Source organism: Ancylomarina salipaludis (assembly GCF_004122035.1).
GTDB lineage: Bacteria > Bacteroidota > Bacteroidia > Bacteroidales > Marinifilaceae > Ancylomarina > Ancylomarina salipaludis.
On record NZ_SAXA01000021.1, the window covers coordinates 1 to 25,143 of the forward strand.

Below are 25,143 nucleotides of genomic sequence, written 5' to 3' on the forward strand. Positions count from 1 at the left end.
GTATCTATAGCAATGGGGTTCCACCTCTTCCCATCCCGAACAGAGAAGTTAAGCCCATTAGCGCCGATGGTACTGCCAAGTGGTGGGAGAGTAGGTCGATGCCAACTTTTAAGCGTCTTATTCCAAAAGGAGTAAGACGCTTTTTTTAGCTAACACAAATCTCGAATTGAGTTCGGTTCTTTTTGAGAATATAAAATATAAATCAACCCTGGTGTTGATGACAATTTCAGGTATCTATAGCAATAGGGTTCCACCTCTTCCCATCCCGAACAGAGAAGTTAAGCCTATTAGCGCCGATGGTACTGCCGGAAGGTGGGAGAGTAGGTCGATGCCAATTTTTAAGCGTCTTATTCCATAATGGAGTAAGACGCTTTTTTTATGCACTTATTTCTGAGGATTGACCTTTTATCAAAAGAAAGGCACTAAATCGAATGAATGAAGTAGTGCCTGATATGATTGTGCTAAGTTTATTGGGCTTATAAACTGAAGAAATAGCTGAATACCTTCTGAATATAAACATTGTCTTTTACTCCAGCGGTTTCGCGTACCGAATGCATCGCAAACATTGGGTTTCCTATATCTACTGTGCGGATATCGATTTGTCCCGTTGAAACATTACCTAGAGTACTGCCTCCAACAAGATCCGAACGGTTTACAAACTTTTGATATGGCACCTCGGCATTCTTACAAAGTGTTTCGAAAACTGTTCCCGAATCGCCATCAGTGGTGTATTTCTGATTTGCATGAATTTTGATCACAGGTCCTTTGTTGATGAATGGACGGTTGCTTGGATCGTGTTTCTCCGAAATATTTGGATGCACAGCATGGGCCATATCCGCAGAGATCATGAAAGAATTATAAATCGCTCTTTGAAAATCTTCCATATTTTTTCCCAGCTTGTAAACGATGCGCTGTAAGAGGTGACGCAATACAGGAGATCCGGCGCCTTGTTTGGTTTCGCTACCCACTTCTTCGTTGTCGAAGATAGCCAGCAGTTTTGTTTTTTTACTGTTTGTTGATGCCAGTAAGGCTTTCAGACCTGCATAAGCCATGGCTAGATCATCTAACTTTGGAGATGAGATAAATTCCTCGTTTAATCCAAAGATACTTCCTTTTTCAACTTCGTATAAGGTCACATCAAAATCAATAATCGATTGTGCATCTATTTTTAATTCATCAGCAATTAAATTGATCAGGCAATTATCTTTTTCCATCTCATCGGTAATCATCGCAAGCAGAGGCAGCATATCTTTTTGCTTGTTTAGAGCAACCCCTTCGTTCACTTCACGATTTAGATGAATCGCCAGATTTGGGATGACCATTAGTGGACGGTCGATTTTTACAAACAGCTGTTCCGGATTTAGCGGATCGTTTGATTCTACGCAAACACGACCTGCAATTGATAAGGGACGATCCATCCAGGTACTCAGGATTGGCGCTCCATAAACTTCGGTATTCAATTTAATGTAATTGTCTTCAACGGTGATTTCCGGATTGGGTTTGATCTTAAATCCCGGTGCATCGCTGTGTGCGCAGATCAACTGAAAACCTTCCTCTTCAATTTCGCCTTCTCCAATGGTGAAGGCGAAAATAGCTGAGCCATTTTTCCCGGTAAAGTATTTGCCGCCTTTATTGATTGACCATTCTTCGCGAAGATCCAATTCCTCGAAACCTGCTTCGGTTAATTCTTCTCTAATATTATTAACGGCATGGTATGTACTCGGGCTGCGATGTATGAAATCGATCAGTTCCTGAGCTTGTTGTTTTTCCTGATTCATAATATTGGTTTATTGGTATAAGTGTTAAGGATTTCTGTTTGTTCTATTTGAAATTCAAAACTAAATCAATTATTACAAATAATAAACTGTTTTGCTTTTAATCTGACTGGGTTTATTCAGAGCTTTATTTTCGACTGTCGTTAGGCTCATTAAATGCGAATAGCGCCTTATTCTCTAGAATAAGACGCTATTAAGCTTATTGATCATATCAGTTTACCTTCGGTTTAGTCTTCCTTAAGGTCTTTATGACGCAGATCAGTACCATCCTGGTAATAAATTGAAGCTTCAGCAATATTTGTCGCATTATCAGCAATACGTTCGATGCTGTTTAAAATGCTGCCAAAATTGAGAATATTGGTCACATCCTGGAGGGCTACGTTAGGCGGCGTGCTTTTTCGAAGCATACGACTGATCAGTTTTCGTTGCATATCATCAACGACTTCATCATTTTTAATCGTCCAGATTGCTGTTTCATGGTCTTCATTTTCGAAAGAATCCAAAGCTTTTCTCACCATAATCAAACTCATGTCATACATACTATGTATCGATTCTTTTTGATTTTCGGGCAACTGCTTTGGGTTTAATTCCTTGAAGAAATGCAGAATATTATTCAGTTGATCTCCAATTCGCTCCATATCACCTAACATTCTTAAGTAGGAGATAAGCTGACGGAGTTCACTGGCCATGGGTTGTTGCAGACCGATTGTTTGAATGATATTATGGCTCATTTTTAATTCAAGCTGATCCAAACTCTTTTCATTTTTTGAAAATTGCTCAAGGGCTTTTTCCGATATTGTTTCCAACCCTTCCAGAATGACATCCTCCAATGTATCGAATTGTTGATAGAGGATCGATTTCATCTTATGGAAATCTTTATTGATGCCTTCGAATTTTTTATCTTTTTTTATCGACATGATTGATTGTTTTAATGTTGATGTTTTTTTTAAGGACTGATAAATCAACCGAATTTACCTGTCAGGTAAGCTTCGGTACGCTCATCCTTTGGTGTTGTAAACATATTTTTGGTTTTACCATATTCTACCAATTCTCCAATATACATAAACATTGAGTAATCTGAAATACGGGCAGCCTGTGCCATATTGTGTGTGACTAAAACAATGGTATATTTCTTTTTAAGTTCGACAAGCAAGTCTTCTATTTTGGCAGTGGCGATTGGGTCCAATGCTGAAGTGGGTTCATCCAATAGAATCACCTCAGGGGCATAGGCCAATGCTCTTGCAATACACAAGCGTTGTTGCTGACCACCGGATAGAAAAGTTCCTCTTTTGTGCAGGGCATCTTTGGTTTCGTCCCAAAGCCCTACTTCGCGTAATGATTTTTCAACAATCTGATCTTTTTCCGATCGCTTTAGTTTAATTCCGTTTAAGATATAGGCGGCAATTACATTGTCGTAAATACTCATGGTTGGAAACGGGTTGGGGCGTTGAAAAACCATCCCAATTTTTCGTCTTAACTCAATCGGATTAATTTTATAAATATCTTCACCATCAAGGGTGATTGAACCTTTGTGATGCGTATCAGGATAAAGTTCGTGCATTCGGTTGATAGCCCTTAATAAGGTACTTTTACCACACCCCGAAGGGCCCATGATAGCTGTGATTTTATTTTTTTGAATGCCTGCAGAAACCTTATCAATCGAATACTTATCGCCTCCGTATGAAACTGAAAGCTGATCGATGTTTAGAAGTGGCGAATCAATTTTGATGATTCGGTCGTTCTTTGTATTTAGTATTGTACTTTCCATTTTTTGACAATTGCTTTAGCTCCAAGATTTAAAAGAAAAATTATAAGTAGTAAAATTAAAGAGGCCCCCCATATCAAATCGATCAGGTTGGGATCGTTATAAAACTCCCAAACAAGTAAAGGGATGGCACTACTGGGTTGTGTGATATCCAAATTAATTGCCGAGCTACCCAAAGCGGTCAGCATAAGTGGCGCTGTTTCCCCTGCAATACGTGATATTCCGAGTATAATTCCGGTACTAATACCACTCATTCCGGTAGGTAGTAATACTTTAAATATGGTTCGGTGATAGGGTACACCCAATGACAAGGCCGCTTCCTTTAAGGTGGACGGGATCATCTTAAGAGTTTCTTCAGTCGATCGGATAATTGAAGGGAGCATCATGATTGACAGAGCAACGCTACCGGCCAGAGCTGAGAAACCTGAGGTTACGGGTTTCACAATCCAGATGTAGGCTATAACCCCCAATACAATAGATGGGATTCCTTGTAGCATATCCACAACCAATCGAACAGCATTCGCCATTTTTCCTTTGCTTGTTTCCGATAAATAAATACCACAAATTAAACCCAGAGGAATGGCGATAAGCGATGCGAGTCCCACTATAATGAGTGTTCCCACAATACCGTTTGCAATACCACCCGGAATAATTTCGTGATTGGCCTTGGCCATCATGGCTTGCATGGTGTCCGGGGCAACTTCAATGAAAAAATTTAAGCGGATTTGTTTGTATCCTTTTTTCACGAGTTGAAAAAGAATGGATAACAAAGGCAGAGCCGAAACAAAAGCCAGGGTCATCATGACAATACTAAATAGTTTATCGTTGAAGATTCGCCATTTGAGTTTTTGTTTCGATATTGAATTTGAACTATTCATGTGTTTTAAGCTGTAATTTTTTTCATAATCATCTTGCCTGCCAGGTTAAGGATACCTGTAATGATAAAGAGTAAGAGTCCCATTGCCACAAGTGAGGTATACTTTAGCCCTTCGGCTTCGCCAAACTGGTTTGCAATTAAACTGGCCATGGTGTTTCCCAGATCGAACAGATTGCTTGGAATTTGATTGGAGTTTCCAATCAGCATGGTTACGGCCATTGTTTCGCCAATAGCCCGCCCAAAGGCCAGAATGTATCCGGCAAAAATTCCTGATCCGGCATTGGGGATAATCACATTTTTCACCACTTCGAAACGGGTTGCTCCCAGGGAGTATGCCGCTTCTTTTAAATTAGCAGGCACCATATTGATTACTTCAGCACTCAGCGACGAGGCATAAGGAATAATCATGATGGCCAATACCAGCGATGATGTGAAAATACCAAAGCCTTGCGCATTTAATCCCAGTTCGACAATCCAGGGCTTGATGGTGTAAAAACCCCACAAACCATAAACAACCGATGGAATACCTGCAAGCAGGTCAATCATCGATTTTAGGATGGAAGCCATTCGACCTTCTTTAAAATATTCGCCAAGGAATAAGGCGATTGAAAAGGCAAAAGGAAACGTCATGATTAAGGCCAGTACCGATGTAAGGATTGTGCCAATAATAAAGGGAAGCGCCCCGTAACTTTCCCGTCCTTCTGTAGGATTCCAGTTCGAAGAGAAAATAAATTTGAAGCCAAATTCTTTGAAAGTAGGTATTGAACCCATAATTAAGGTGGCTACTATTCCGATAGCCATCATTAGGATTAGGATACCTCCCGATTTTAAAAAATATTGAAATAGTTTTTCACTTTTCATTTGCGATGCTGTCAATCAGTTGAAATACAGAAAGGTCTTTTGTTATCAAGACCCATAATCAACTGATGGTTGATATTCTCTAAGCCTGTTGCTTTGAGATAAGAAAAGAGTGCCTGAGCAAAGTGTTTTGTGAACCTTACAATAGAAAAACATAGATCTCTGCCCAGGCACCCCGATAAGGTTTGTGTTTTATAATCCGCGACCGTTATAGGTAATCACATCTAAAATTCTGTTGGCTTTTAATACTGCCTTTTCAGGTAGAGGTGCATAGTGCACTTTGCTTGTTTGCAATTGTGCTTCCTGTCCAATCACCCATTTCAAAAGCTGTTTGGTTTGCATTGCCTGATCTTTGCTTCGTCCGTTGTAAGCCTGTTCTTTGTATAGGATCAACCAGGTGAAACTTGAAATAGGGTAACCTTGCTCGGCTGTTGTGTTGGTTAATGTTACTCGTGTATCATCAGGAATGTCGCCAGCTGCCGAAGCACTTACTGATTCTACTGAAGGCTTAATAAAGTTACCAGCCTGATTTTGAATACTAGCCATTGGAATACCTTGAGCAAATGCATATTCTGATCCGATATACCCGATAGCTCCTTCAGTTGCACTGATTGTTCCGGCTACACCAGGATTTCCTTTTGCTGCAATACCAACAGGCCACTGAAGTGCTTTGCCTGCTCCGATTTTTTCTTTCCATTCAGAGCTTACTTTGCTCATATAATCACTAAAGATGAAAGTGGTTCCACTTCCGTCTGAACGGTATACCACTGTAATAGCCAGGTCAGGAAGATTAACGCCCGGATTAACCTGAGCAATTTTAGCATCGTTCCACTTGGTTATTTTTCCCATAAAAATACCTTCCATCAACTCAGGAGTGAATTTCAATTCGGGTTTTCCAGGGATGTTGTAAGCCGCAACTACAGCTCCCAAACATGAAGGGATATGCAAAACATCGCCAGGCATTTCAGAAAGTTTTTTATCTGATAAGAAAGCATCAGTTGCTCCAAAATCAACGATTTTATCTTTCAAGCTGCGAATACCTCCGCCTGAGCCAATTCCACCGTAAGTTACCAAAAGGCCTTTCGATTTTGTGTAGGCTTTAAAAATGGTGTTGTAAAATGGTTGTGGAAATGTGGCTCCGGCTCCTGTAATAGCCTTTGCTTTTCCTGCTTCAGCATTTTTTTTCCCTGAGTTGCCACATGATGTTATCAGGGCAAGTGAAATGATCGCTACTAGTAGTACTTGAATCTTTTTCATTCTATTATTTTTTTATATAGTTGTTCGTTTCGTATTCGATTTTGAGTTTCAGATTTTTGTTTATTAATTGTTATGACCTCAAAATCATATTGCAAGTTTACGACTGTAGCATTAAGTCAGTTTAAAACGAATATTAATAAAACATTAGAATTACACCCATCAATGTTAAGATAAGGTTTCGAAATGGGGTTTTTAGTCCCTGAAATTCATGATTATTTCACAGATTATCAGACTTATTGGTTTCTCTGTTTTATAAAGGAGAAGTGTCCGTTTTTACAAGGAGAGATGGTTTGTAAATTATTTATGAGTGCTGATAAAACCCGGACTTGCAACAAAAATTCGCCATAGGTCAGGCTTTGACTATTGGCAAGCTGCAAATGAACCGATCCTACGGGCACGAAGCCTTTGCAAGCTGCAAACGAGCCGATCCCACGGGCGCGAAGCCCTTGCAGGCTGCAAACGACACAATCCCACGGGCACGAAGTATTTGCAAGCTGCAAACGAGACGATCCCACGGGCACGAAGCTCTTGCAAGCTGCAAATGAGCCGATCCCATGGGCACGAAGCCTTTGCAAGCTACAAACGAGACGATCCCACGGGCACGAAGCCTTTGCAAGCTGCAAACGACACAATCCCACGGGCGCGAAGCTCTTGCAAGCTGCAAGTGAGCCGATCCCATGGGCACGAAGCTCTTGCAAGCTGCAAATGAAACAATCTCCTGGTGCATGTCATGCTCTGACTATAGGGAAGCTGTAAATGTCAGGGTATGACTGGGGGTGACTCATCGTATTTATTATTCCCGAGAATCAGATTCACTTCAACGCCTTTTACCCTTAAATTCCCTAAAGGGAAGTCGTTGAAACTCGGTCTTTCTTCAAGGACTGTGACAAACTGCAAATGAGACAATCCCTTTGTGCATGTCATGCTCTGACTATAGGCAAGCTGTAAATGTCAGGGTATGACTGGGGGTGACTTATTGTATTTATTATTCCCGAGAATCTGAGATACTTCAACGCCTTTTACCCTTAAATTCCCTAAAGGGAAGTCGTTGAAACTCGGTCTCTCTTTAAGGACTGTGGCAAACTGCAAATGAAACAATCTCCTGGTGCATGTCATGCTCTGACTATAGGCAAGCTGTAAATGTCAGGGTATGACTGGGGGTGAGTCATCGTATTTATTATTCCCGAGAATCAGATTCATTTCAACGCCTTTTACCCTTAAATTCCCTAAAGGGAAGCCGTTGAAATTGGGTCTCTCGTTAAGGACTGTGGTAAACTGCAAATGAGACAACACGATGACAATTTATTTCTCCTCCTTGTTTAAGGAGGAGTACCCGAGTGCGCGAGGGGGAGGCGGTTTGTGAAATCCAGCAAATCTAAATTGAAGGGAGCCAGAAAGAATTTGAGATACTTCAACGCCTTTTACCCTTAAATTCCCTAAAGGGAAGTCGTTGAAATTCAGTTTTTCTTTAGGGAGATTGGTCAAATAGCATTTTAGGCCACCGGACTTGCTTTGAGGAAATGACCATTCTGAACTTGACAAACTTGACAGGATGAATCCCGGTTTGGATTTTCTACCTTGGTGTGGTCACAATGAAAGTGATATAACATTAAGATTGATATTATATATATGTTATGGGCAATTTTAATAAGAATTATGAATCGAAATCTTGCAATAACGACGAATCGTAAGTATAATAGTTACGCTTGTTTGAAACGTTGATTTTCAGAATGCTATCTACATTAACCAAATGAATTATGAAAAACATATTATTTTTAATTTTACTATGCTTAGGACTCAATGGATTTTCTCAGGAATGTGAAGAGTTAAAGACACAATTAACAAAACTAAACAAACACAAAGAAGTATTAGAGAAAGATTTAGCTGAGACCAATTCAAAAGTTAAAGAAATTGAACTAAGAATAGAACAAATCGGTCTTCAATCCATTAATGCAAATAAGTTTGTATGCAATTCAACAACTACTACTATTTCAAGATTTAAGTCAACACCTGAATTAAATGGACAAGTTATAGAATTAATCCCTAAAAAGAAGGTTGTAAAAGTATTAGAATATGTTGGTGACAGTTATTGGAAAATCTCATATAACGATCAAATAGGATATCTTAATGATGTATTGATAAAAGAGACTAGTGAGATGGTTTTAGTAAAAAAAACATCTAAGCGACAAGTAAAACCTTTCAAAACGAAGAATACTAAATCATATTCAACAGGTGGATCAAGTTATAGAACCATCCATACGGGTCCAAGAGGAGGTAGATATTACATAAATTCCAATGGGAATAAAACATACATAAAAAGGAAGTAACAAAACAGCCCATAACATACGCTATATCCTTAGGCGGGTAGCGTGTTTTCGAAGGTTTTGTGCTTTTAATGAGCAACGGTAAGGTAACCATTTTAGAATTGTTATAGTTAAATGTACTCCTAAAATGGCTACTTTTCCTTTTTATAAAATTTAAACCATCAATCAACTAAGGTGCCTACGTTACATAGCGCCATTAGTTCAAACGAAGTGCGGTGAATTATTTGAGGATCTGGCAATAGTTCGTATCATTATTATTTTCACAAATTCCGGAGCGTTTATAGCATGGGTGATTGGGCTGTCGTTTCTTACAATACAAAAACATTATTTTAAAATGAAAAGAATACAATTATTTGGCTTTATAGCTTTAAGCCTTCTTATTTTCTCTTGTGCCCTTCCCAAGTATTCCATAGTTTATGAGTCTCCCAAGGGATTGGATTTGAGAACAGGCAAATGGTTAGTGAATTCGGTAGGTAATCGTTTGTCATTAGCAGACAAGCATTATTATGGAGATAGGATCGTGCAGGGATTTCAGAAAATGGGAGTTGACTCAATTGACCTTGTAGGTAATGTTTGGTTCGACTATATCACTCCGGATCGGTTTCAGTTTGAGATTTCGGAAGAGACTTTGCAGTTATTACAAAAGACTACAGACTACGATTTTATTCTTAATGTGAAAGCTTCAATAATTAAAGATGAAGTCAGTTCATTAATGTTGTTACCTCCGGATAAAAAGAGCTCTAGTACATCTGAGCTTATAATCGTAGTTTATGATATTAATAGCGGTCAAAAAATCTACCATCAAAGGATAGTGGGAACAATAGCTGTATCGGAAACGGATAACGATGTTAGATTTGCTAAATCGGCAGCTGGTTTATTAAATGGTGCTCTTAACCGAGGCTTGAAAGAGATTGAAGAATATGCTGCAGTAAACAAATAATTTATTGAAACCCTGTTTACCGGAGTGTGTAAAGGGGCATTGAAGCATCAAACGAAGAACGGCAAGCCACATGTTTTAGAATTAAGCTCAATTCTAAAACAGCGCACTTGCCGTCTTACACTCATGAAAGGTAAGTTTGCTGTGGCACGGGTCAGGACCGTGCCATCAGTTTTGATATTATTTTTTCACAAACTTTTGAGGTTTGATCATTCTTTCAGGTTGTAGCAATTCGTCCAACATTTCTTTGGTTAATAGGTTTTTCTCCAAAACCAAATCGTAAACGCTGCGGTTATCTGCAAGGGCTTCCTTTGCCAAAGCTGAAGAAGCTTCGTAACCCAAAGTTGGGTTCAGAGCAGTTACAATACCGATACTATTTAGTACCATCGCACGGCAAACTTCCTCGTTGGCAGTAATACCAGTGATACATTTGTCTTTTAGCACGTCCATTGCTTTTTCAAGCATTTCCATTGATTCCAAAATGGATCTTACCAATACAGGCTCCATCACATTCAGTTGTAATTGTCCGGCTTCAGCAGCAAAAGTTACGGTTAAATCGTTACCAATCACTTTGAAAGCAACCTGGTTAACCACCTCTGGAATAACAGGGTTTACTTTACCCGGCATGATTGAAGAACCTGGCTGCATTTTAGGCAGGTTGATTTCATTCAATCCACAACGTGGACCTGCAGACATCAAACGAAGGTCGTTACAAATTTTAGATAATTTGATAGCCAAACGTTTCAAAGCTGAAGAGTACATCACGTATGAACCGGTGTCAGGCGTTGCCTCAATCAGGTTACCTGCCAATACAATATCCAGGTTGGTAATTTGTTGCAAGTGTCTTACTACTTTTTCAGAGTATTCAGGCTCAGAGTTGATACCTGTTCCGATAGCAGTAGCACCCATGTTCACTTCGCGGAACAATTGTGCATTTTGATTCAAACGTGCAATTTCTTCTTCAAGGTTGACTGCATAGGCTTCGAATTCTTGTCCCAGTGTCATTGGTACCGCATCCTGTAGTTGCGTACGACCCATTTTAATAACGTGAGCAAATTCTTTACCCTTAGCACGGAAAGATTCAACCAGGTTTTTCAACACCTCAACAAGACGTGTGTTGTGATTGATTAATGCAATCTTGATAGCAGTAGGATAAGCATCGTTTGTTGATTGCGAAAGGTTGATATGGTTGTTTGGGTGACAGTGTTCGTATTCTCCTTTTTCGAATCCCATTAATTCCAACGCACGGTTGGCAATTACTTCGTTGGCATTCATATTGGTTGATGTACCCGCACCCCCCTGAATCATGTCAACAGGAAACTGGTCGTAATATTCGCCGGAAAGCACTTCTTCACCCGCTTGTACGATAACTTTAGTTAGTTCGTCAGAAAGCAATCCCAATTCGTTGTTTGCTTTTGCCGAAGCCATTTTTACCATTGCCAAAGCATCAATAAACAGGGGATAGAAGCTAAGTTTTACACCACAGATATCAAAGTTCTCAACGGCACGGAGGGTTTGAATACCATAATATGCATCAGCTGGTACCTCTTTGTAACCCAATAGATCGTGTTCTTGTCTTGTTTTCATCGAAGAAATTCCTTTAATTATTATTTAATCTATCTGATTGCTTTATCCTTTGTTATTCTGTCCCTTTTAAATTGATCCATCACAAAGTTGTGAATGGGATTGTTGAGGAGGCTTTTATTTGTAAGAATTCTTAAGCTCAGATTTGCTGTTTTATTTCGGTTCAAAAATAGATTAAGTCACAATATGCCGTACCAAAAGTGATATGCTGTTCGACTTAAAATAAAACTCATTATCGCCTGTTTAGGGGTGAAATATTTCACTACTCAATTATGAGGACTTTGTTTATGAGTCATATAAAAAAGAGGGCTGTCTGATAAAACAGAGCCCCCTCTTTGATTATTTGAAATTCCAAGCATTTAAAATGCAAGGGGCATTATCGTTAAAATGTGTTCAGATAGCAACATTTAAATAAGCCATATCGACAAATGTCTAGTACATTTTAAGTCTGTAAACCATACCAATTGAGAAACGGTTTGTGTACTGATCTTTAAGACCCATGTTTTCAGTCAGGCTACTGTCGTAATCGAAATAGCGACCTGTGTATGTGAAGAAGATTTTTAAGCCTTCAGCAATTGGGTGATATTCCAAACCAGTCATGTAACCGTATGATGTACGGAACTCGTCGTTTAGGTTGGCATCGGTGTTGCCATTGTTGGTTGCAGTTTCGTACATTCCTTTTACAAACATGTTGAATTTGTTGTTCACACGGTAATCAACTTTTGCTACCAATGAGTTGTACACAACATCCATTCCGCGAACATAGTCACCACCATTAGCGTTCATCATATCCGATACAATGCCTTTACGGTCGATATCCTCGTGAGAGTTCATCCAGTCGAACTGCAATTGTGCTTTTTTACCCAATTTTACTTGTGTACCCAAAGCGATGTAGTTGGTGAATTTATCCTTTGCATCTTCGAATAAAGAGTAAGACCAACGAGTCTGTACCTTACCGTCGAAAAGGCTACCATTCCAGTTTAAGGTATAACCCAAAGCATTTTTGCTGGCTTCTACACCGTTCAATCCTTCGTAGATATTATCCATATAGTCGTTGCGAGAATTCACAACCTGAAAACGGAATTCCTGACCTTTTACCTGATAAGCGAAATCAACACCGGTTAGGAAGTTATCCATATAGTCAATCATGTCGCTGTACTGGTAAATGTCAATTGGGTTCAAATCGAACTCGTATCCACCAAATGCAGTACACTGCTTACCACCGGTAATTGTTAAGTTTTTGGTTACGTCGATAGAGATAGATGCAATATCAGTTGCACGTGACAGGTTATCCAATCCTTCAGCAGAAGTACCACGGTTCATACGGTGACGAACACGGTAACGGATGCCTTTAACCACTTCACCACGCATCTCAAGACGCATTTGGTTTGTTTTGAAATCGATGCCTTCGTAATCGCCGCCATTGATATACAAGTTGGCTGAATTCTGAAGGTTTAAATAGAAATTGAAAGAGTCATTTTTCTGATCTAAAGAAGCAATTTTTTGCTCCAAAGCTTTTAGGTTTAATGTCTCCTGAGCCATAGCCGTTCCACCGATAGTCAAAACAGCAAGACCTGCGATTATATATTTTTTAAAACTCATTGTTGTTGTTATAAACTGGTTTCTATTGTAAGTCATTTGAGAGGTTTTCCCCTAAATTTGGGATAAGTAAGCCCTGGGGAGGTGACCTCTCGATCCTCCCCGGGATTATAAATCAATAAGTAACTTGAAGTGATTCTATTTCAGAATCGATATTCTAGTACTCGTAGAACATTCTTTGAATTTCCTTGTAATCGTTCGTTTTAGTCAAAGCCAACATCAAAAGGATTCTTGCTTTTTGTGGATTCTTGTAAAGAGAAGCAACAAAGTTGAATTTTGCGTCATCAACCTCAGCATCCAATGTAGTCGATCCTGAGAATACACGTGCGCTACGTACTACTTGTACACCATCTTTCTGTGCAGAAACCAAAGCGTCCATTACAGTTGGGTAAAGGTTACCGTTACCAACACCTGCGTGGATAAGACCTTTTGCACCATCTTTTACGAAAGCATCAACAACAACTGCATTAGCATTAGCGTATCCGTAGATGATGTCAACTTTAGGAAGTTCGTTCAAGTTGGTTACATCAAACTCAGAAGCTGTTGTGTTTTTAGCTGTAGTTGCACGACGGAAAGTAGGCTGACCATTGTGCATGTATCCCAAAGCACCGAAGTTAGGGCACTGGAAAGTTGCTACGTTAGTTGTGTTGGTTTTAGTTACATCATCAGCACCTAAAATCAGGTCGTTCATTGATACCATTACACCACGTCCTTTAGAAGCTGGGTTAACAGCTAAAGCAACCGCATTGAAAAGGTTCATTGGTCCGTCAGCACTCATAGCTGAACCCGGACGCATAGATCCTACCAATACAACTGGTTTGTCGCTTTTTACAACAAGGTTTAGGAAATAAGCAGTTTCTTCCATAGTATCTGTTCCGTGAGTAATCACGATACCATCACACTCGTCAGAAGCTAACAATTTGTTGATTTTCTTAGCTAGTTTCAACCAAACTGCATCGTTCATTTCCTGGCTACCGATTGAAGAAATCTGTACCCCTTTGATTGTTGCCAAATTCATCACTTCAGGTACAGCTGCTAATAATTTATCAACAGTTACAACACCGGCAGTGTAGTTGGTTTTGATGCTTGAATCACCTGATCCGGCAATGGTACCACCAGTTGCAATAATAGTCAGGTTTGGTAATGTTTGTGCATTAAGGGAAGTCATTGCTCCCATGGTAACAATCGCTACCAGAAGTAAAACTCGAGTAATTCTTTGTTTTAGGTTCATAATTTTAGTTTTTATTAATTTATTAGTCGTTAGTTTTATTTTGATTTTATTTAGAATAATATTGAAATCATTAAGAATCCCATTGAAACGGCTCCAATGGTAGCCACCATGCCCGGAATCATAAAACTGTGATTCAGCAGGTATTTTCCAATGCGTGTTGTTCCTGTTTGGTCAAAATTGATCGCAGCAACTACGGTTGGGTAGTTTGGAATAAAAAAGTATCCGTTTACCGATGGAAACATGGCAATAAGTGCAGGAGCTGGAAGTCCCAAAGCAATACCCAAAGGCATTAAGGCACGGATTGTAGCTGCCTGGCTATAAAGCAGAATTGACAATACAAATAAGGCAAAGGCAAACAACCATGGCATACTGGTTACCATCTCTTTAATACCACCCCCCAGGTAATCCATATTGGCGGCGAAGAAAGTATCTCCCATCCAGGCAATACCGAAGATTGCAATCACGGCTTGCATCCCTGCTGAGAAAACATTCCCTTTGGCAACATCTTCAACTTTAACCTTAGAGAAAATCAGGATGAGTGCTGCAATCGCCATCATCACCATTTCGATGGTAGCGGGCATACCCATTTTAATCATTTCGCCACCTACATTCCATACCGGACGTAAACTGGCAAATGAACCAAACATGACAATGGCGAAAGCTCCTAATACAAATAGTCCCACTGAAATTTTAGCAGAAGTTGGGACTTCTTTATTCGTGCTGTCAGATTTTACGGCCAGTTTTCCTTCTTTTAAACGTTTTTGATATTCAGGGTCGTCTTTTAAATCTTTTCCCATTTTGTTGGCTGCAAAAGCACCAAGCAATACACCAACAAAAGTGGCAGGAATACTGATCATCAAGATATCGATCAATTCAAAATTATAAGGAGTTAGCATTCCCAATAGGGCAACTGTTGCTGCTGAAATGGGGCTTGCTGTAATCGCCTGTTGAGATGCAATCACGGCTATTGACAATGGTCGCTCAGGACGCACACCGGTTTCTCGTGCCACCTCTGAAATAACAGGTAATATTGAGTAACAAACATGACCTGTACCGGCCACAAGTGTAAACAAATAAGATACGATCGGTCCGTAGAAGGTAATCCGATTTGGGTTTTTTCGAAGCAAGCCTTCAGCCAGCTTAACCAAATAGTCCAGTCCTCCGGCAGCTTGCATAGCAGCAGCGGCTGTGATTACTGATACAATCATTAGCATCACATCTATAGGAGGTGATGTGGGTTGCAAATTAAAAACAAAGGTCAAAACAGAAAGTCCAATTCCCCCCATTACACCAAGTCCAATTCCCCCTAATCGGGCTCCAACAAAAATTGCTATTAATACTGTCGCAAATTCAATCCAAAACATATGCATTTTTCTTTATCTGATTCGGTGGTAAAGATATATGGCTATCCGATATCAAATATGCGTTGTAATCTGTTGCTGGACACGCAATTGAATACAAGTAAATTACGCTTATAGAAAGGAAAAGACGTGATGGAGAGTAAGATATTTCACCCTTGTTATACTAGGCAGTTTACTTTTGGTTGATTTTATCCGGATTTTTAAATAGATTAATGATCTGTAGAACACCGATTTGACTTTATTGGCATGAGTTTGTTTTTTTATTGCAGCTGATTGCGATTTATCGGTGAGTTATTTTACTCTTTGAAATCAAAATTAAGTATCTTGTAATATGCGTATTGAGTAAAAATTAGCAGATATTTGTTGCGAAAATTTATAAATGTTGAATTGTATGGACGAAAATTTTGAGTTGGAGCAATATTTGAAGCATCCTTGCTTCTCATCCCTTTCAGGTCGGGATGTCAGTATGATTATTAATAATAGTACAATTCTTGATTTTAAGAAGAATGAAATTATTATCAAGCAGGGGAGCTTTGCCACGCATATATATTACGTCTTAAGTGGATTGGCCAAGATTAATATTGAGTCTGATGGGCGAAATAACACGATTCGGATGGCTCCGGAGTACCGATTTTTAGGTTTATCGCATGCATTTTTTGATAAGACCTATCATATTTCGGCTACTGCAATGGAAACGTCCAAAGTGCTTTTGATTGATATTGCTGTATTTAAGCAACTGATTAAAACCAATGGCAGTTTTGCAATGGGGATTATTGAAACCATGTCGAAAACCTCGCATCGTCAGGTCAAGCGAATGGTGATGTATAGTAATAAGAATGTAGAGGGAAGTTTAGCTACCTTTCTGTTGCACTATTCACACATGGAAAACTCCACTACCTTTAAATTGCCTTTCTCGAGAAAAGAAATTGCCGAAACCATTGGCTATTCCCGTGAAAGTGTTATTCATACGTTTTCAAAATTCAATAAAGAGAATATTATCAGAGTTGATGAGAAATATGTGGAATTATTGGATATTGAGCTTTTGAAGCAAATAAAGAAAAAGGGATAAGATATCCTCAGATATAAATGGTAAGAAAAGAGATCTGTGATTAGATCTCTTTTTTATTTGCTAGTTTTTACGATTAAATTTTTTTGAGAATGTATTTGTATCGCATTTGGAAAAGGGCAGAACACACAAGCAAGCCTACAGGAAAGCCAAACCAGATACCGACGGCACCAAATTCCCACACAAAGGCTGATAAATAGCTAAAGGGAATAGAAACAATGAAATAAGATATAAAGGTTATTATTACGGGAATTCGCGCATCAGCAAAACCTCTTAGAGTTCCCACAAGGATAATTTGTATGCCATCGACAAGCTGAAACACACCACAAACAATCAGCATTTGTGCAGCTAATTGTATAACTGTGCTGTCTGTTGTAAACATCAGGGGCAACAAATTACGGGCACCTACAAACAAAATGATCGAAAAAGCACAGTAGACATACATTAGGTTCATGGCCGTTTTAGTTGCTCGAATAATACCTTCCTTATTATTAGCTCCTTTATAATGACTCACACGTATGGTGGTTCCGGAACCCAATCCCTGGTATATCATGAAACCCAGGGTAGAAAGGGTTATGGCAATTTGGTGTGCAGCCATGCCAACTTCGCTAACCCATCCCATCATAATGGCACATAGTCCGAATGCGCAGGCTTCCATTACAATTTGTCCGCCCAATGGAATGCCCAGCTTCACAATTTGGATAAATTTAGTCTTGCAAAATACGCTTTGCTTGTATAGCTTAGTGAACAGTTGGTATTTCTGATTTTTATAAAAAAGGATGATAAAGGCAATTGCCATAAATATTCGGGCCAGCAGAGTACCAATGCCCGCTCCGGTAAGTCCCATCTCCGGTGCACCAAGTTTTCCATACATGAACAGGTAGTTACCTACCGTATTCACAACATTTGCCCAAAGCATAATTTTCATCGCTGTTTTGGTATCGCCAATTCCTTCGGCAAATTGTTTGTAGCCATAGAAAACCATCATGGGTAATACTGAGACCATCAGTATGGCTAAATAATCTCGTGAAGGTTGCAGAACCGATTGGGGTTGTCCCATGTAAGGCATAAATACATATAAAATTGCCAGAAGCAGGGCCAAAGCGAGCCCCATGAAGGCATTGGCCATGATACCATTTTTAATCCATGAACCAACTGATGCATGGTCCTTTTCGCCCCAGCTCCTGCCAATCAGAGGGGTTAAAGCAAATGAATAGCCCATCCCGAATATTAAAACCAGATTGAATAGGGTGTTTGTAAAGGATGCCGCAGCCAGGGGGATTGTTCCCAACTGACCAATCATGACATTATCGATTAATCCGACTGTAATTTGTCCTGCCTGTGCGATAATCACAGGAATACTTAGTGAAAGTGTTTTTTTGTATTCACCTGCGTGTTGCTCCCAAAGTCTCATCATGAGTTGAAAATTTACATCTATATCACAACAAAGTACCCCAATAACGCTGCATAAGTGCGCACGCAACTGCGGTATTTCATTATTGAAATACAGATGTTGTTAATAAAAAAATTGGTAGTAAAACGAGACCTTTTCCTCCGGCTTACATCTTTTGTTCTGTACTCTTTTCGAAACTGGCGTTTCGGATTTCAAGGTGTGAAATGTTGCAAAACAAAAACGCGACGTAAGTGAGTCGTTATATTTCTATGTTTAAGGCCGCGAAGGTAATATTTTTTGACTTTCCTCAAAATAAAAAAGAGCCTGCTTCTATAAGCAGACTCTTAAATGTATTATAACAAACCAAGTTGTTTCACTCTTTCTAAATCTTCGGGTGTGTCTATACCTATTGATTCGTGTTTGGTGATGTCTGTTTTGATGACATATTCATTTTCTAACCATCTCAATTGCTCAAGCGATTCCGCAAGCTCAAGAGAACTTTGCGGCAATTTGGTTATTTCATTAAGCGTATCTCTTCGGTAAGCATACATCCCAATATGTTTGTAGTAAGTGTGCTTATCCAGCCATTCTTTTTCGTCACAACCACGAAAGAATGGGATAGGCGAGCGGCTGAAGTAAAGAGCTCGCAGATTTTTATTCACAACCACTTTTACCTTGTTCATATCGAAGATTTCATCTGAGTTTTCGATGGGTTTGATAAGTGTTGCAATTTGTGTTGAGGCTGTTTTGAAACAATCTTTCAAAGCCAGGATTTGCTCGGGCTGAATAAATGGTTCGTCACCTTGAATATTTATAATGACCTGATAATTTTCAGAACTTTCAGCTTCAATTTTTTCAATGGCTTCTGCAATCCGATCTGTTCCGCTTTGGTGTTTTTCTGATGTCATTACAACCTCACCTCCAAAAGCCTTTACAGCTTCTTCAATGCGCTTGTCATCTGTTGCAACAACCACATCATCCAGTGCAATTTTTACTTGCTCGTAAACACGTTGTATCATGGGTTTACCATTTATATCAGCCAGTGGTTTGCCAGGGAAGCGTGTTGATGCGAATCGAGCAGGAATGATGCCTATGAATTTCATACAGGGTTTATTTTTTATTAAAAAAGTCTTGATTTTTGATTGAGTAAAGATAGTTTCCTTTTTCAGTTTTTGATGAATGGGGAATTTTAAAAATTTAAAAAAATGCCAGCTTATTATTAACATTATTTATTAAAGAATCCCGGTTTTATCCTTAGAAAAGATTTCAAAAAGTAGTAATTTTGTCAGGCAATCGGAAATAATTGCAGGTTTTAAACGTTTTTATTTGAGGATGTTTAAAACCCAGCCCGATGTTTAGGCATAATTTGATCAATATTTCGAGAATGGATGTACAAAAAATAAAATTGCGTTTTGGTATTATTGGGAATGCGTATGAGTTGACCCGAGCGATTGATATTGCTGTGCAGGTGGCACCAACTGATTTATCGGTATTAATAACCGGAGAGAGTGGAACAGGAAAGGAAGTTTTTCCTCAGATTATACATCAGTTTAGCGCTCGTAAACATGCTTCATATATAGCCGTTAACTGTGGTGCAATTCCGGAGGGAACAATTGATTCAGAACTTTTTGGTCATGAGAAGGGTGCTTTTACAGGTGCTTTGTCTGATCGTAAAGGTTACTTCGAAGTGGCTAATAATGGAACCATTTTCTTAGATGAAATTGGGGAATTGCCTTTATCAACTCAGGTGAGATTGCTACGAGTTTTGGAAACGGGAGAGTTTATGAAGGTGGGGTCTTCAAAAGTTCTAAAAACAAATGTACGGGTTGTAGCTGCAACCAATATAAATATCCCTCAGGCAGTTAAAAATGGCAAGTTTAGAGAAGATTTATTTTACAGACTAAACACAGTACCCATTGTTATGCCTGCTTTGCGTAAGCGTAGAGAGGATATTTACCTTTTATTCAGAAAATTTGCTCAGGATTTTGCAGAGAAATATCGCATGCCTGCACTAAGACTGAATGATGGGGCTCAGCAGATTCTTCAAGCTTACAGATGGCCGGGAAATATTCGCCAGCTGAAAAATATTACGGAGCAAATTTCAATCATTGAGAAGGAGCGTTTGATAACGGCTGATATTCTGCAGAATTATTTGCCGGCAAGCGACGAGCAAATGTTGCCAGCCATTTATAAGAAAGACTCCAGAGATGAGAAAAGTTTTTCTTCTGAAAGAGAGATCTTGTATCAGGTTCTGTTCGATATGAAAAAAGATATGACGGATCTTAAGAAACTGGTTTTCGATTTGATGCAGAAAGATGGTGATGCCAATGATCTAGAGCAAAAGAATGCGATGCTGATTCGTAAGCTTTATGAAGATCAGGAGGTTGATGTGGTTCAACATAAATCATACGCATCGGCTAAAGTGAATGTTTCTCATGTTGATGAGCCCGATATTCAGGATACGGAAGAGTTTGTTGAAGAGTCGCTTTCTCTTGTTGATAAGGAAATGGAATTGATTCGCAAAGCTTTGGAGAAGCATAATGGCAAGAGAAAGTATGCGGCTCAGGATTTGGGAATTTCTGAGCGAACACTTTATCGAAAAATTAAGGAATACGATATTAATTAGATGGAATGACATGCTGCTTTGAGTATCTTTACCGATGCAGATTCTTAAATAAATTAGTAACAATTTGAATTATGAATTGGATAAAATCATCATTACTTATAATAATTATAGGACTGGCTTTTACGGCGTGTAAAGTGAGTTATAGCTTTACCGGAGGGACATTATCACCAGATGTAAAAACCTTTTCAGTGCAATTTTTTCAAAACAGAGCTCCCTTGGTAAATCCAAATTTGAGCAATCAGTTTACTGAGGATCTTAAGGAGAAATTCCGAAGTCGAACCTCTCTTGATGAGATTGTTGACGGTGAAGGGCATTTGAATTTCTCGGGTGAAATTACAGGCTATCAAACCAAAGCTTTGGATGTTACAAGTAACGATATTGCATCAACCAACCGTTTAACCATTACCATTCGGGTGAAATTTACCAATGAAAAAGAGCCTGATAATGATTTTGATAAGAGTTTTTCAGCCTTCGAAGATTTTGACAGTACCAAGCAGTTAACTGATGTTGAAAATGATCTTGTAGATAAAATATTAGAGAAAATCATTGATGATATCTACAATCAATCAGTAGTAAACTGGTAATTGTTGAGTTGATTAAGATGATTTTCGTTAAGTTTAACATTGAACTTTTAGAGAGATTTAATTGTAGAAATAAGGCAGGCTTTATACTTGGCAAGTATTTGTAAAATATTGATAGAAGCATGAACAAAGCGTTGTTGCAATCCTGGTTAAAAGATCCCCAAAAAATGGATGGAGACAGTCATAAAGAGCTGAAAGCTCTTATTGATGTTTACCCTTTTTTTCAGGCGCCTTATCTCTTGCTGCTAAAAACTCTGAATCAACAAAAAAGTATCCGATTTAATCAGGAATTAAAAAAATCAGCTCTTTTTATTCCTGATCGTCGTCGCTTGTATCTTTACTTGAACGATAAGCTTGACTTACCTGGTGATGAAGTTTTGGGTGGTATGGCAACTTCAGTTGAAACAGAAGAAAAACCAGTTTCAAAGTCTGTTGAAAATGATGTTTTTATTCTGGATGATCAGGCAACTGATGATTTGATAGCAAGTACTTTGGAAAGTGATTTAGATGAGTCCAATCACAAAGATGAAGAGCTAAACGGAACTGAGGGTGATGTTATTGATTTTGTTGATTTGGAAGCTGGAAATTTGAATAATAGTGAGGATACCGAACTTGATGTTCAATCAGAAATTAGCACCAAATCACAAACGGGAAAATTACCAAAGTCTGATTATCTGCAGTTAGAATCTGAGATCTATGATATGGATTTTGGAGGTAATTTATATGTTTTAAAATCAAATGAAAAGCAGTCAGAAGAGGCATTAGCTAAGTCAGAAAACTATTCTTTCTCGGAATGGATGTTGAGATTGAGTACTTCTGAAGTAAAATCAGTACAAATAGCTGCAAAAAAACACGATAATAAGACATTAAAAAAGAAGAAGATTGCAACGGATTTTGATCTGATTTCCAACTTTATAGAAAACGAACCTCGTATACCGAAACCAGATCAAAAGATTGAAAGTCAGATTGATATTTCAAAGGATAGCTTGAAAGAGGATGTGGGTTGTATGAGTGAAACTCTGGCTCAAATTTATATTAAACAAAAGCTTTTTGATAAGGCAAGTGCTGTTTATGAGAAATTAATGTTGAAAAATCCCGAAAAAAATATTTACTTTGCGAGTCAATTGGAAAGAATAGAAAAATTAAAAAATAGATAAGTATGTTTACCTTTATTTCAGTATTGATCCTTATAGTTTGTGTACTAATGGTTTTAATTGTTTTGGTACAAAACTCAAAAGGAGGCGGTTTAGCTTCTAATTTCTCATCTTCGAACCAGATAATGGGAGTTAAGAAAACAACAGATTTTCTTGAAAAAGCAACTTGGGTGCTAGCATTAAGCCTTTTTATACTTTGTATGCTTGCAGCTGCTACTATTGATCGTGGCAACAATGGCGCTCCTAAATCAGCTATCGAGCAGCAATTGCAAGAAACTGAAACAGCTCCTGAAACTCCGGTTTTCCCAACTGAAGCACCTGCTAAAGAGGAAAAAACTGAAAAGACAGAGTAATTCAATATTACATCTACTAAAATATTTAAGTGTCAGTATGTCATTACATGCTGACACTTTTTTTATACTCCCCAATCAGCCCTTGATTTTTAAGTACAGCAAGATTATTTTTGTTATAACAAATGCGCTTATGAGTCTGTATATGAAAAGTTTATTTTTTCAGTAAATTAATCAATTGGGAATAATGCCGTATATTTATACTTCCCCGGAAGGGCGAATAAATTTGAAATTGAATTTGCGTGATAATCGATTTTAGCTGTTTGTGTCTGCATTTGATTCTTTGTGCTGCAAAAATGGCAAGACTTTTTATTTGGCATAGATTATGAAAGAAGCTGAACGTTGTTTTTGAAATCAACAAAAATGATGTTAGAATATTGAGCGAGTAATTCGGGTTGTATTTTAACACAACAGATAAAAAAATAAAAACCTAAATATTTAGAAAAATGGCAGAATTAAAAGGAAAAATTCTTGCGGGCAAAATTTTAGTAGCTCCCGTGGCAATTGAAGAAAAAACAGCTAGTGGCATTATTATTCCTGATTCAGCAAAAGAGAAACCATTACAAGGAAAAGTTGTATTGGTGGGCGCTGATAAAAAAGACGAGCCTATGGAAATTAAAGCTGGTGATATCGTTTTTTACGGTAAATATGCAGGTACGGAATTGAATATCGATAATGAAGATTATCTATTGATGTCGCAAACTGATATCTTATACATTGCTTAATCGCAATGCTTAAAACAAATTAATTTTTAATCTATTATTTATTAGAAATGTCAAAAGAAATTAAATTCAATATAGAGGCACGCGATTTACTTAAAGTAGGTGTAGATGCTTTAGCTAATGCAGTAAAAGTAACTTTAGGTCCCAAAGGTAGAAACGTGGTAATCGATCGCAAATTCGGAGCACCACAAATTACTAAAGATGGTGTTTCGGTAGCAAAAGAAATCGAATTATCAGATCCGGGTGCAAACATGGGTGCTCAAATGGTAAAAGAGGTTGCTTCTAAAACTGCGGATGATGCGGGTGATGGAACAACAACAGCTACAGTTTTGGCACAATCTATCATAAATGTTGGATTGAAAAACGTAACAGCAGGTGCCAATCCAATGGATTTGAAACGTGGTATTGATAAGGCTGTTGATGCAATTGTAGCAAACATTAAAGCTCAGTCTATCGAAGTGGGTGACAACTACGAGAAGATCAAACAAGTTGCTAAAATCTCTGCTAATAACGATGAAACCATTGGTTCTCTTATCGCAGAAGCAATGGAAAAAGTGAAGAAAGAGGGCGTTATTACTGTTGAAGAAGCTAAAGGAACTGAAACTTACGTAAAAGTTGTTGAAGGGATGCAATTCGACCGCGGTTATATTTCACCATATTTTATTACCAATGGTGATAAGATGGAAGCAGATCTTGAGAATCCTTTCGTTTTATTATGCGATAAGAAGATCTCAACCATGAAAGAATTAATGCCAGTTCTTGAGCCAGCAGCACAATCAGGTCGTCCATTGATGATTATTGCTGAAGATGTTGAGGGTGAAGCTTTGGCTACTTTGGTTGTGAACCGATTGAGAGGCTCATTGAAAGTGGCTGCTGTAAAGGCTCCGGGTTTTGGTGACAGAAGAAAAGAAATGCTTGAAGATCTTGCTATCCTTACAGGTGGTATGGTTATTTCTGAAGAGAAAGGATTGAAGCTTGAGCAGGCAACTATTGAGATGTTGGGTCAGTGTGAGAAGATCACTATTGATAAAGAAAATACAACTATTGTAAATGGTGCCGGAGCTAAAGATGCTATTGATACTCGTGTTGCTCAGATCAGAACTCTAATTGAGAACTCAACTTCTGATTACGATAGAGAGAAACTTCAGGAACGTTTAGCTAAGTTAGCTGGTGGTGTTGCTGTATTGTACGTAGGTGCTGCTTCTGAAATCGAAATGAAAGAGAAGAAAGACCGTGTGGATGATGCCTTGAGTGCAACTCGTGCAGCAGTAGAAGAAGGTATTGTTGCTGGTGGTGGTGTTGCTTACATTCGCTCTATTGCAGCTTTAGATGGTCTTAAAGGGGATAACGAAGATGAAACTGTAGGTATCGAAATCGTGAAACGTGCCATTGAGGAGCCTTTGCGTCAGATTGTAGCAAATGCTGGTGGCGAGGGTGCTGTTGTTGTTGACAAAGTAAAAGCTGGTGAGGCTGATTTTGGATACAACGCTCGAATTGGCGAATACCAACATATGATTGAAGCCGGAGTTATCGATCCTGCTAAGGTCTCTCGTGTTGCTCTTGAGAATGCTGCTTCTATTGCAGGTATGTTCTTAACAACTGAGTGTGTATTGATTGAAGAAAAAGAAGAACAAGCTCCTGCTATGCCTCCAATGGGTGGTGGTATGCCGGGTATGATGTAAA

At 38.7% G+C, this 25,143-nt stretch carries 21 protein-coding genes and 2 rRNA genes; 11 read left to right on the plus strand and 12 right to left on the minus strand.

Going from position 1 to position 25,143, the window contains the following annotated elements; genetic code table 11:
- A 5S ribosomal RNA gene (rrf, locus tag EO244_RS15765) occupies positions 1-107 on the plus strand; the annotation flags it as partial.
- A gap of 119 nt (positions 108-226) precedes the next feature.
- Positions 227-337 (plus strand): 5S ribosomal RNA (gene rrf, locus EO244_RS15770).
- A gap of 139 nt (positions 338-476) precedes the next feature.
- Here the strand turns inward: rrf (EO244_RS15770) and EO244_RS15775 are convergent.
- From EO244_RS15775 to pstS, 6 genes are all read right to left on the minus strand, one after another.
- Positions 477-1,778 (minus strand): M18 family aminopeptidase, encoded by a 1,302-nt coding sequence (locus EO244_RS15775; protein ID WP_129255652.1) that lies wholly within the window; start codon positions 1,776-1,778, stop codon positions 477-479.
- 224 nt (positions 1,779-2,002) lie between these two features.
- Positions 2,003-2,692 carry a phosphate signaling complex protein PhoU gene (gene phoU, locus EO244_RS15780; protein ID WP_129255653.1) on the minus strand — a complete coding sequence of 230 codons (690 nt, stop codon included), beginning with the start codon at positions 2,690-2,692 and terminating at the stop codon, positions 2,003-2,005.
- Positions 2,693-2,736: 44 nt separating this feature from the next.
- A complete protein-coding gene (gene pstB / locus EO244_RS15785; protein ID WP_129255654.1) occupies positions 2,737-3,543 on the minus strand; it encodes a phosphate ABC transporter ATP-binding protein PstB in 807 nt (268 codons plus the stop codon).
- Positions 3,525-4,418 (minus strand): phosphate ABC transporter permease PstA, encoded by an 894-nt coding sequence (gene pstA, locus EO244_RS15790; RefSeq protein WP_129255655.1) that lies wholly within the window; start codon positions 4,416-4,418, stop codon positions 3,525-3,527. Before pstA ends, pstB begins: the two co-directional genes overlap by 19 nt.
- A 5-nt stretch (positions 4,419-4,423) precedes the next feature.
- Positions 4,424-5,278, minus strand: a complete 855-nt coding sequence (pstC, locus tag EO244_RS15795) for a phosphate ABC transporter permease subunit PstC (RefSeq protein ID WP_129255656.1) — start codon at positions 5,276-5,278, stop codon at positions 4,424-4,426.
- Positions 5,279-5,467: 189 nt separating this feature from the next.
- Positions 5,468-6,532 (minus strand): phosphate ABC transporter substrate-binding protein PstS, encoded by a 1,065-nt coding sequence (pstS, locus tag EO244_RS15800; protein WP_129255657.1) that lies wholly within the window; start codon positions 6,530-6,532, stop codon positions 5,468-5,470.
- A 1,757-nt stretch (positions 6,533-8,289) separates the two neighbouring features.
- Here pstS and EO244_RS15805 point away from each other — a divergent pair.
- Entirely contained in the window at positions 8,290-8,859 is a 570-nt protein-coding gene (locus tag EO244_RS15805; protein ID WP_129255658.1) for an SH3 domain-containing protein, read from the plus strand.
- A gap of 331 nt (positions 8,860-9,190) precedes the next feature.
- On the plus strand, positions 9,191-9,796 hold the full coding sequence (locus EO244_RS15810) for a hypothetical protein (protein ID WP_129255659.1): 606 nt from the start codon (positions 9,191-9,193) through the stop codon (positions 9,794-9,796).
- A gap of 177 nt (positions 9,797-9,973) precedes the next feature.
- Here the strand turns inward: EO244_RS15810 and aspA are convergent, their stop codons facing one another.
- The 4 genes from aspA to EO244_RS15830 form a co-directional block, all read right to left on the minus strand.
- A complete protein-coding gene (gene aspA, locus EO244_RS15815; protein WP_129255660.1) occupies positions 9,974-11,380 on the minus strand; it encodes an aspartate ammonia-lyase in 1,407 nt (468 codons plus the stop codon).
- A 429-nt stretch (positions 11,381-11,809) separates the two neighbouring features.
- Complete coding sequence (locus EO244_RS15820) at positions 11,810-12,979, minus strand: porin (RefSeq protein WP_164977519.1); 1,170 nt, start codon at positions 12,977-12,979, stop codon at positions 11,810-11,812.
- A gap of 154 nt (positions 12,980-13,133) precedes the next feature.
- Positions 13,134-14,207 carry an L-asparaginase 2 gene (ansB, locus tag EO244_RS15825; RefSeq protein WP_129255662.1) on the minus strand — a complete coding sequence of 358 codons (1,074 nt, stop codon included), beginning with the start codon at positions 14,205-14,207 and terminating at the stop codon, positions 13,134-13,136.
- 50 nt (positions 14,208-14,257) lie between these two features.
- Positions 14,258-15,571, minus strand: a complete 1,314-nt coding sequence (locus tag EO244_RS15830) for an anaerobic C4-dicarboxylate transporter family protein (protein WP_129255663.1) — start codon at positions 15,569-15,571, stop codon at positions 14,258-14,260.
- Between the two features lie 388 nt (positions 15,572-15,959).
- Here EO244_RS15830 and EO244_RS15835 point away from each other — a divergent pair, with 388 nt between their 5' ends.
- Complete coding sequence (locus EO244_RS15835; RefSeq protein WP_164977520.1) at positions 15,960-16,637, plus strand: Crp/Fnr family transcriptional regulator; 678 nt, start codon at positions 15,960-15,962, stop codon at positions 16,635-16,637.
- A gap of 73 nt (positions 16,638-16,710) precedes the next feature.
- On the opposite strand, the gene EO244_RS15840 is transcribed toward EO244_RS15835, so the two are convergent.
- On the minus strand, positions 16,711-18,051 hold the full coding sequence (locus EO244_RS15840) for an MATE family efflux transporter (protein ID WP_129255665.1): 1,341 nt from the start codon (positions 18,049-18,051) through the stop codon (positions 16,711-16,713).
- 329 nt (positions 18,052-18,380) lie between these two features.
- Entirely contained in the window at positions 18,381-19,130 is a 750-nt protein-coding gene (gene kdsB / locus EO244_RS15845) for a 3-deoxy-manno-octulosonate cytidylyltransferase (protein WP_129255666.1), read from the minus strand.
- 248 nt (positions 19,131-19,378) lie between these two features.
- On the opposite strand from kdsB, the gene EO244_RS15850 reads away from it, so the two are divergent.
- From EO244_RS15850 to groL, 6 genes are all read left to right on the plus strand, one after another.
- On the plus strand, positions 19,379-20,653 hold the full coding sequence (locus EO244_RS15850; protein ID WP_129255667.1) for a sigma-54 interaction domain-containing protein: 1,275 nt from the start codon (positions 19,379-19,381) through the stop codon (positions 20,651-20,653).
- Between the two features lie 71 nt (positions 20,654-20,724).
- Positions 20,725-21,237, plus strand: a complete 513-nt coding sequence (locus EO244_RS15855) for an LptE family protein (protein WP_129255668.1) — start codon at positions 20,725-20,727, stop codon at positions 21,235-21,237.
- Between the two features lie 119 nt (positions 21,238-21,356).
- A complete protein-coding gene (locus tag EO244_RS15860) occupies positions 21,357-22,391 on the plus strand; it encodes a hypothetical protein (protein WP_129255669.1) in 1,035 nt (344 codons plus the stop codon).
- A gap of 2 nt (positions 22,392-22,393) precedes the next feature.
- Positions 22,394-22,741, plus strand: coding sequence for a preprotein translocase subunit SecG (secG, locus tag EO244_RS15865; RefSeq protein WP_129255670.1), 348 nt, complete (start codon positions 22,394-22,396; stop codon positions 22,739-22,741).
- Between the two features lie 443 nt (positions 22,742-23,184).
- Entirely contained in the window at positions 23,185-23,463 is a 279-nt protein-coding gene (locus tag EO244_RS15870; RefSeq protein ID WP_129255671.1) for a co-chaperone GroES, read from the plus strand.
- Positions 23,464-23,510: 47 nt separating this feature from the next.
- The gene (gene groL / locus EO244_RS15875; RefSeq protein WP_129255672.1) at positions 23,511-25,142 is read left to right on the plus strand and encodes a chaperonin GroEL; all 1,632 of its coding nucleotides are present in this window, start codon (positions 23,511-23,513) and stop codon (positions 25,140-25,142) included.
- The last annotated feature ends 1 nt before the right edge of the window (position 25,143 follow it).